Source organism: Bradyrhizobium sp. 62, assembly GCF_023073035.1.
Lineage (GTDB): Bacteria > Pseudomonadota > Alphaproteobacteria > Rhizobiales > Xanthobacteraceae > Bradyrhizobium.
In genome coordinates, this window is record NZ_JADPIT010000010.1 from 224,073 (window position 1) to 225,553 (window position 1,481).

Annotated in this window: 2 protein-coding genes; both read right to left on the minus strand. The window is 64.6% G+C overall.

Annotated features, from left to right (window positions below):
• Positions 1-33: 33 nt before the first annotated feature.
• The gene (locus IVB47_RS05240) at positions 34-660 is read right to left on the minus strand and encodes a thiamine phosphate synthase (RefSeq protein ID WP_247460251.1); all 627 of its coding nucleotides are present in this window, start codon (positions 658-660) and stop codon (positions 34-36) included.
• On the minus strand, positions 647-1,429 hold the full coding sequence (locus tag IVB47_RS05245) for a thiazole synthase (protein ID WP_247460552.1): 783 nt from the start codon (positions 1,427-1,429) through the stop codon (positions 647-649). Before IVB47_RS05245 ends, IVB47_RS05240 begins: the two co-directional genes overlap by 14 nt.
• Positions 1,430-1,481: the final 52 nt, after the last annotated feature.

Genomic DNA, 1,481 nt, shown 5'->3' on the forward strand with positions numbered 1-1,481 from the left:
ACGGAGTGTGTGGATGGCCTGGGAGGTGAAGCATCACGCGGCCTCCTTGGACAGGCCGAGCCATTGCCGCACCCGCGCATCCGGGTCGGCATTCTGGGTGATGTCTGAAACAACGGCGATGGAATTTGCGCCCGCGGCAAAGATCTCCGCGGCGTGCTCGAACTTGATGCCGCCGATCGCGACCAGCGGGATATTGCCGATGCGCTTTTTCCATTCCGTGATCTTCGGAATGCCCTGCGGCTCGAAGCGCATCGACTTCAAGGTGGTGAAGAAGATCGGGCCCAGCGCGACATAGTCGGGCTCGGCGGCGAGCGCCGTTTCAAGCTCGTCCTCGTCATGGGTGGAGATTCCGAGCGACAGGCCGGCCTCGCGGATGGAGTTGAGGTCCGCGTCGGCAAGGTCCTCCTGGCCGAGATGCAGGTACTTTGCACCCGCGACAATCGCCGCGCGCCAATAGTCGTTGACGACCAGCCTGGCCTGCGTGCCCTCGGTGATCGCCAGCGCATCAGTGACCATCTGCAGCGACTGCGAATCGTCGAGATCCTTTGCGCGCAGCTGGATGGTGCCGACGCCGAGCCTGGTCAGCCGCTCGACCCAAGCGAGGCTGTCGACGACGGGATAGAAGCGATCAGGATACGCGTTGCGATCAGGATACGGCATGCCAGAACGGTGTCCCAACGACAGGGGTGGAAGGGGAGGCGAAATCCCGGGCGTTCATCAGCCCGGCCTCAAAAGCGGTGCGGCCGGCCTCGATACCGAGGCGGAAGGCGTTGGCCATGGCGACGGGATCGGCGGCTTTGGCGATGGCGGTGTTGAGCAGCACGGCGTCGTAGCCGAGCTCGAGCGCTTCGGCCGCATGCGACGGCGCGCCGATGCCGGCGTCGACCACCAGCGTGATATCGGGCAGCCGCTCGCGCATCAGCTTGAGCGCGTCACGGTTGGTGATGCCTTTTGCGCTGCCGATCGGCGCCGCCCACGGCATCACCACCTTGCAGCCGGCATCGACCAGGCGGTTCGCAACCGAGAGATCCTCGGTGCAATAGGGGAACACCTCAAAGCCATCCTTGATCAGGAGGCTTGCTGCTTCCACGAGTCCGACCACATCGGGTTGCAGCGTGTCGTTGTCGGCAATCACTTCGAGCTTGATCCAGCTCGTGCCAAACAATTCGCGTGCGAGCTTGGCGGTGGTCACTGCCTCGCGCACGCTGCGGCAGCCGGCGGTGTTCGGCAGCACGGTGACGTCGAGCTCGCGGATCAAATTCCAGAACGCATCGCCGGTCTTGCCGCCGGCGGATTCGCGCCGCAGCGACACCGTGACGATGTTCGAGCCGGAGGCGCGGATCGCCGCCTGCATGATCGCAGGCGAGGGATAGAGCGCGCTGCCGATCAGGAGGCGGGAGGGGAAGGTTTTGCCGTAGAAGGTCACCATGTCGGTGTCTCCTCGATTGACGGAGTCATCCCCGCGAAGGCGGGGATCCAGT

Bases quoted from the DNA above. Each gene is read 5' to 3' on its own strand.
- IVB47_RS05245 (WP_247460552.1), bottom strand. From the start codon at position 1,429: ATGGTGACCTTCTACGGCAAAACCTTCCCCTCCCGCCTCCTGATCGGC.
- IVB47_RS05240 (WP_247460251.1), bottom strand. From the start codon at position 660: ATGCCGTATCCTGATCGCAACGCGTATCCTGATCGCTTCTATCCCGTC.